Origin of the sequence: Paraburkholderia fungorum (genome assembly GCF_046027605.1) — a bacterium.
Lineage (GTDB): Bacteria > Pseudomonadota > Gammaproteobacteria > Burkholderiales > Burkholderiaceae > Paraburkholderia > Paraburkholderia fungorum_F.
The window spans coordinates 25,721-32,968 of record NZ_JAQQEF010000047.1 but is presented as its reverse complement, the minus strand read 5'-3'; the positions used below and the strand labels follow the sequence as shown (position 1 = coordinate 32,968).

Annotated in this window: 4 protein-coding genes and 2 pseudogenes; 3 read left to right on the top strand and 3 right to left on the bottom strand. The window is 59.8% G+C overall.

All coding sequences use genetic code 11. The features are described 5' to 3' along the window. Positions 1 to 298: 298 nt before the first annotated feature. The 3 genes and pseudogenes from PQR53_RS37530 to arsH form a co-directional block, all read left to right on the top strand. On the top strand, positions 299 to 4,462 hold the full coding sequence (locus tag PQR53_RS37530) for a CheR family methyltransferase (protein ID WP_408465441.1): 4,164 nt from the start codon (positions 299 to 301) through the stop codon (positions 4,460 to 4,462). Between the two features lie 133 nt (positions 4,463 to 4,595). Continuing rightward, positions 4,596 to 4,829, top strand: coding sequence for a hypothetical protein (locus PQR53_RS37525; protein WP_408465439.1), 234 nt, complete (start codon positions 4,596 to 4,598; stop codon positions 4,827 to 4,829). 52 nt (positions 4,830 to 4,881) lie between these two features. Continuing rightward, positions 4,882 to 5,520: pseudogene (gene arsH, locus PQR53_RS37520) on the top strand (arsenical resistance protein ArsH); the annotation flags it as partial. A gap of 36 nt (positions 5,521 to 5,556) precedes the next feature. Here arsH and PQR53_RS37515 read toward each other — a convergent pair. From PQR53_RS37515 to PQR53_RS37505, 3 genes and pseudogenes are all read right to left on the bottom strand, one after another. After that, positions 5,557 to 5,697: pseudogene (locus tag PQR53_RS37515) on the bottom strand (DapH/DapD/GlmU-related protein); the annotation flags it as partial. Between the two features lie 7 nt (positions 5,698 to 5,704). After that, positions 5,705 to 6,112, bottom strand: a complete 408-nt coding sequence (locus PQR53_RS37510; protein ID WP_408465447.1) for an ACT domain-containing protein — start codon at positions 6,110 to 6,112, stop codon at positions 5,705 to 5,707. A gap of 80 nt (positions 6,113 to 6,192) precedes the next feature. Continuing rightward, the gene (locus tag PQR53_RS37505; RefSeq protein ID WP_408465437.1) at positions 6,193 to 7,161 is read right to left on the bottom strand and encodes an L-dopachrome tautomerase-related protein; all 969 of its coding nucleotides are present in this window, start codon (positions 7,159 to 7,161) and stop codon (positions 6,193 to 6,195) included. Positions 7,162 to 7,248: the final 87 nt, after the last annotated feature.

Sequence of the window (7,248 nt, the reverse complement as noted above, 5' to 3'; positions counted from 1 at the left end):
AACCTGGCAAACCGGGCGGCATCCATATAAGGCTGTGTGAAAACGCAAAGTACTCGGTTTTCGGGTGTCGCTTTACCCTTCTCGAGTTGCATTTCTGCATCCGCATACAATCCCATTTATTACCGATTGCTTCTGGCGCGGCAAGAAGTCCGGCAACACTTGCGTACTTCCACCTTCCCGCTGAGTCCGGGCGCGGCTTCTGCTTCCCTGTCCATGCAGGCCGGTGTAGGCTGAACTATCCCTGCCGTCGTCTCACGGCAAACCGGGCCCGCTATCCCCGGACCCTTGATCGCTGCTCATGACCACTACTACATCCTCAGACCCGAGCCCCGGACAATCCGGCGTTACGGCTACGCCCTCCGCTTCACCCGCGTTTCCCGTGGTAGGCATCGGCGCTTCCGCAGGCGGCATCCAGGCGCTTCTTCGTCTGTTCGAACAGATGCCCGCAGACAGCGGAATGGCGTTCGTCATCGTTTTGCACCTTTCCCCGAAGTACGAGAGTCGTGCCGACGAGGTGTTGCAGCGCGTAACCTCAATGCCCGTCATGCAGGTTCGCGAGCCTACACACATCGAGAAGAACAGCGTCTATCTGATCTCGCCCTCCAACGACTTATCCATGTTCGATGGTTATCTTCGCGTGACGCCGGCCGAGCGTGCATCGGGCAGGCCGGTGGCGATCGACAGGTTCTTCCGAAGCCTTGCGAATGCGCACGGCGTGCGCGCCATCAGCGTAATTCTCTCGGGCACAGGCAGTGACGGTACTGCGGGAATTGGCCGCATCAAGGAATGCGGTGGCATCGCGCTCGCCCAGAGCCCGGACGACGCCGAGTATGGCGAGATGCCGCAAAACGCCATCGCGACCGGGCTGATAGACATGTCATTGCCGGTTGTCGATCTTCCGCAGAAACTGATCGAACTGTGGAGCAATGCACGGGTGATCCAGCTACCCGTGGTTGAAGGTGAGCCCCCGATCGCTGCGGCCCCGCCGAGTGAAAACGCTGTAGCAACGGCAGAAAGCGCGTTGCAGGAAATCCTCAAAACGCTGCGGGTTCGTACCGGGCATGACTTCCGTCACTACAAGCGCGCAACGGTGTTGCGGCGCATCGAACGACGCCTGCAGGTCAATGCACTGCCAGATCTGCCTTCGTACCTCCTATTTCTGGAACGAAATCCTGACGAAAACAAGGCGTTGCTACGAGACATGCTAATTGGCGTGACGAATTTCTTCCGCGATCGCGAAGCATTCGAAGCGCTGGAGCGAGAGGTCGTCCCCAGGATCTTTGAAGGTACGAATGAAGACGAACAGGTTCGCGCCTGGGTTGCTGGCTGCTCGACGGGCGAAGAAGCCTACTCGCTCGCCATGCTGCTGTGCGAAAGGCTGGCCGAAGAGAATCACCAGCCGGGCATTCAGGTATTCGCCACCGACATTGATGAACGCGCCATCGAGTCGGCGCGAACCGGCCGCTATCTCGAGTCCATCCTGACCGATGTGCCGCCATCGCGGCTGCGGCAGTTTTTCACGCACACGCGGGGGTTTTATGTTGTCAGCAAGGCGCTAAGGGAAAAGGTCCTCTTTGCCGCGCACAACATCCTGCGCGATCCGCCGTTTTCGCAACTGGACCTGGTGACTTGCCGCAACCTGCTTATCTATCTTGATCGAGATGTTCAGCGGCAGGTTCTGGAGACGTTCCATTTCGCCTTGCGTCCTGGTGGATACCTTTTCCTTGGGAGTTCAGAATCGGCCGAGATAGCCGGCGACCTGTTCGCTCCCATCGACAAGAAAAACCGCATCTACCGCGCGAAAGCTGCCACGCGTCGGACACGAGTGACACCACAGCTAGCGCCAGCCGGCAAAACGTCGCACGTCGCCCATGTGGACATCGCGCGGCCTTTGCCGCGGCCCGCAAGTTTTTCTTTTGCGCCGTTGCATCAGCGCGTGATCGAACACTTCTCGCCACCGAGCATCCTCGTCGACCGGGACGCTGAGATCCTGCACATGTCGGAACACGTCGGGCGCTTCTTGCGTTATGTCGGCGGCGAGCCGTCGCACAATCTGCTCACTGTCGTGAATCCCGATCTGCGCCTCGAACTGAGAACGGCGCTCTATCAGGCGCTACAGCACGGCAAAAGCGTCGAGGTCAAGAGGGTTCGATTCTTGCGGGGCGACGCTCTCTCCTATGTCAGTCTCTCTGTTCATCCGTTCCTCGACGAGGCAGCCGGCGGCGACGTCGTCGCCGTGTTCTTCAACGAATCCGACGAAGCGGACACAGAGAGTTCGTCTGATGTGAATCTCGTTCCTGGTACGGACCGGCTCGTCTCCCATCTCGAAACCGAGCTGATCCGAACGAAAGAACTTCTACAGTCCAACGTCGAACAATCCAATCTGTCGACCCAGGAACTGAAAGCATCGAACGAGGAATTACAGGCAATCAACGAGGAAATGCGCTCGGCGACTGAGGAACTCGAAACCAGCAAGGAAGAGCTTCAGTCGGTCAACGAGGAACTGGTTACCGTGAATGCCGAGCTACAGACGAAGGTCGAAGACGAAGCGAGGGCAAACGACGATCTTCAGAATCTCATTGTTTCGAGCGGCATCGCGACGATCTTCGTGGATCGCGCAATGCGGATCAAGCGCTTTACCGCGCCTGCAGTGAATATCTTCAACCTGATCGAGTCCGACGTTGGCCGGCCCTTACTGGACCTACGGCATCGCCTGAACTATCCGGAACTGGCGCAGGACGCGGCCGCCGCGTTCGACGCTCTCAGGCTGACCGAACGGGAAGTCAGCACGACGGACGGTGAGTGGTTCATCGTACGACTGCTGCCGTACCGGACACTCGACGATCGCATCGAGGGCGCGGTGCTGACCCTGATCGATATGACCGCCCGACGGCGCGCAGAGGATGTGGCGCGAGCAGGTGAAGAGCGCTTGAAGTTTGCCGCACTCACAACAAACGATTACGCGATCATCGTGCAGAATCTTGACGGCGTGATAGTGAGCTGGAACAGGGGTGCGCAGAAGGTGTTCGGCTACGAGGAAGCAGAAGCAATCGGACAGCCGATCGATCTGATCTTTTCAGCGGAGGACCGGGAACACGGAGTGCCGCTGGATGAAGGACAAAAGGCCAGGAGTGAAGGTCGCGCGGAGGATGAACGGTGGCATGTGCGCAAGGACGGCCGCCGAATCTACTGTAGCGGCGTGGTGACCGCGATCGACACGGAAGGCTTCAGAGGCTACGCAAAAATCGCACGGGATCTCACGGACCGGAAAAGCGCCGAAAGTCGCCAGGCCGACCGGCTCGAACTAGAGCGACGGGTGCGAGCACGCGCCGTGTCGGCGAACCGGCAGAAGGACGAATTCTTTGCGGTCCTGTCGCATGAACTGAAGAACCCGCTTAACCTGATACACGTCAAGGCGGAAATGCTGACGCGGGCGCCAGAACTGCGGGACATCCCGCTGGTTCGGAATGCGACAGGCGTAATCCTCCGGGCGGTGGTCGGCCAGGCAAAAATCATCGACGACCTGCTTGACCTGTCCCGGGCGCGAACCGGCAAACTCGCGCTGCATCTGGTATCCGTCGACGTTTCGGCAATCGTGCGCACGGTGATCGACGCGAGCGCATCTGACGCAGCCGCGAGCGGCATTGCCCTATCCGTTTCAGAAGTAGATACCCCGGCCCAGATACAGGCCGACCCGGTCCGTCTGGAACAGATATTCTGGAACATCATCCGCAACGCGCTGAAGTTCACCCCGTCGGGCGGCCGGGTGGACGTGACCATGTTCCCTTCAGATGGGTTCGTGTGTGTGCAGGTTAAAGATACAGGAGAAGGAATCGCACCTGATTTTCTGCCTCGCGTCTTCGACATGTTCAGCCAGGGCCAAACCGGGGCCGCCCGGGAGCACGGAGGTCTCGGCATCGGGCTCTCGCTGGTCAAGCAACTGGTGGAAATGCATGGCGGGCGGATCCACGCGGAATCCGACGGCGTCGGGCGCGGTGCGACGTTCTCAGTGAGGCTGCCCATAATCGCAACTTTGTTGCCTGCGGAACATGCCGGCCTCGAGGTTGATGCGAGCGTCATGAAGGGTTTGCGTGTGTTACTGGTTGATGACTTTGCCGATGCCTTGGACGCGTTCCGCACGCTGCTGGAAATGGAAGGCGCGAAAGTCCGTGCAGAACTCAGCGGGAAAGCGGCGCTCGCCGCAGCAGCCGAAGCCAGATTTGATCTGATCCTGTCGGATATCGGCATGCCGGGAATGAGCGGCTATGAACTCATCGCAGAACTCCGGAAGCTGTCTGGGACGGCAACCACACCAGCCATCGCTTTAACCGGATTTGGACGCGAAAAAGACGTGGCGGAAGCGCTGCAGGCCGGCTTCGACGCGCATGTCGGCAAACCGGTATCGCTGGCTGCGTTACTTGCTGCGATCGGAAAAGCCCGTTCGGTTCACGACGGCACCTAGAGTCGCTCGGGCCATCTGCAAACATCACACGGCCCTTCACCGGCGACTTCGGGAGTGCCCTTTGTGGTCGTCTCTGCCTGACGGCGACCGGCGGAACAACCCGGTTGGGGCGTCAATATTTTCCGGGAAAGGCATGAACATGTGGCTGAATCTTGTTGACCAGGGTGTCATCAAAAAGAACGTCGCGGAGGTGAAGACCCAGGACACCACGACAGATTTCAGAAGTGGAAAGGCGTTATTCGCCGTCATCTGGGGCATGGTGCGGAGCCACTTCCAGGAACCCAATTCCGCGGTGAAGGACAAGGTCGGCATCATGCCGATCCCCGCGATGGCGGGTGATAGCACCGATACGTGCGCCGGCGGCTAGCAATGGGCCGTGTCCGCCTACTCGACGCATAAGAAGGATGCAGTGGCGCTGATCATCGTACAGCCGGCTTCTCACGCTCGAAGCCGAGCGCATTCTGCGCCATTACGGCGCGCAAACGCGGGTCTTTGACCCACACGGGCTGCCGCTGGTGGACAGCGTGCCGGCCGATCATCCGAAGGTGGTCGAACTGCGCAAACTTTCGGAGTGGTCGGAAGGGCACGTATGGTGCAGCCCGGAACGTCACGGAACCCTGACGGCAGTATTCAAGAACCAGATCGACTGGCTACCGCTTGAAAGCGGCGGCGTTCGCCCGACGCAAGGCCGCACGCTCGCGGTGATGCAGGTGTGCGGCGGATCGCAATCGTTCAACGCTGTGAACGCGCTGCGCATTCTCGGTCGGTGGATGCGTATGGTGACCATCCCGAATCAGTCTTCGGTGGCAAAGGCCTGGCAGGAGTTCGACGCAAGCGGGCGGATGAAACCCTCGGCTTACTACGATCGCGTCGTCGACGTGATGGAAGAACTGTACAAGTTCACCCTGCTGGTGCGTGACCGCTCGGACTACCTGACCGATCGCTACAGTGAGCGCAAGGAAGCGTACCCGGCGCTTGCAACGACACTGGCGGCCGCCGCCATGAACCAGGAAGTGGTGAGCGTCAATGCAGACACTGACGACAGCGAAACGGAGTAACGGCCACAGCGGTCGCGGCACTGTCGCAACATGGCTGCTCCCACCGGCAAGCGTATTCTGGGGAACGCCCCTGGTGACCACTGATCCCGCCGCGACAACCGAGTTCTCGCCTACTGATACGCCGCCGATAATGGTCGCGCCGGCTGCGATCCAGACGTTTCTCTCAAGCACGATCGGCGGGTTGTTACGCGATGCCTCCATCCGTCTGTAACTGGCGAAGTACCTGCATCGCCGTTTGTGCCGATTCGAGAGGAACAAAAATATGATCGTGGTACGCGCCCGCCACCACGTTACAGCTGACGCCGGAATGGCCCAATGCATTCGCGAATGCCGCGGTCAATCCCACCGCATTCAAGGCTGAATTCACGGTCAACGTAATCCAGGCGCATTCGAACAACGCGTTCAAACCGTTGGTCGCCGCGTCCATCGCACTCGTGATAACCGACAGACCCTCGGGCTCTCGAATTGATGCAACGACCACCGCCGGGTCAAGTGCATGACCGTCCTTGACTGATGCAAACACGAACACGCCCGGATTGAGCACCGGCTCCAGTGTTTTCAATAGAACGGAAAGATCGGAAACGGGGTTCATGCAACCCCCTGTGCTGCATCGCTCGAGGTCATTCAACCTTCGCGGGAAGCATCGTGAACTTGCCAGCTTCGGCTCCGGACTCAGCTGGGCAGCTTCACCTTGAAGATAGTGAACGGACCGGAACGCGGCAGATGATTCTTGAATGTCACCTCCCAAAGGCGGGAGTCTGCGATGTAGAGATAACCTTGACTGATAGCGAAACCGTCCGCCCAGGAGAGTCGGCCGGGAGCGCGTACGAAGAGGTGCGATTTTACCTTGTGTGTAGCAGGATCAATGTCGAGCGGAACGACGGTGCTGTGTTCGAGATCGCCGCCGTAGAGCGTCCCGCGTGGGCTCATGATCAAACCGCCGGTCAATTCAGCCGAGCCGAGATATTGCACCTTGCGCGACAGTTGGGTGGGGGCCAGTCCGGCGTCGATCAGAGCACGGGTTGGCACTCGCCAATAGTTATGATCGGTCAGCGGCCGGTAGTAGAGCCATTTGGCATCCGGGGAGCGCGCGATGCCGTCGGCGTGGATCGCGACCTGTTTGCCATCGTTGGTTAGCGCCGGTTGATCGCCGATCATCAGATGCTGCCGGGGATCGGCAAAGGTCGAGCGGTCGCCGACCAGGACCTGCCGCGATTTGCCGGTTTTGAGGTTCAGCACGACCAGGCTGCCGCGATTACCGACATTGGTCAGGTACGCGTATCCATGGACGAGGTCGATGCGCACATCGTTGAGGGAGTCGGTAGGGGCCGCGGTGCCATCGAACCCATAGCTGCGGATCATCGTATTGCTGCTGAGATCGAACTCGACCAGCTTGGGCTTTGCGCCCGGACCCGCGTCCGCCAGCACCGCCCGCCCGGAATCGAGTACCCAGAGATGGTCCGCCTTGTCCACCCACATCGCCTGCGGGACCGCCCACTCGTGCTCCGTATCCGTGCCCGCGGTATTCCAGGCCTGGTCGGGATAGGGGGTCACCGCGCCGTTTTGGGCGTTAACCTCGACGAGCCTGTCGCCGGACTGAGCCGCGGGAGCGCTGGCGAAGATGCGGCCTTCGTGGGACACGCCAAGGCCAACGAGTTTGAATGTATCGAAGTCTTGACGGTTTCGAGAGGTGGTCCGTAATCGCCTTGCGGCTGGGCCGATACAGTG

What these genes read in the sequence shown, in the direction of transcription:
- PQR53_RS37525 (WP_408465439.1), top strand. Translation starts at nt 4,596, where the DNA reads ATGAACATGTGGCTGAATCTTGTTGACCAGGGTGTCATCAAAAAGAAC.
- PQR53_RS37510 (WP_408465447.1), bottom strand. Translation starts at nt 6,112, where the DNA reads ATGAACCCCGTTTCCGATCTTTCCGTTCTATTGAAAACACTGGAGCCG.
- PQR53_RS37530 (WP_408465441.1), top strand. Translation starts at nt 299, where the DNA reads ATGACCACTACTACATCCTCAGACCCGAGCCCCGGACAATCCGGCGTT.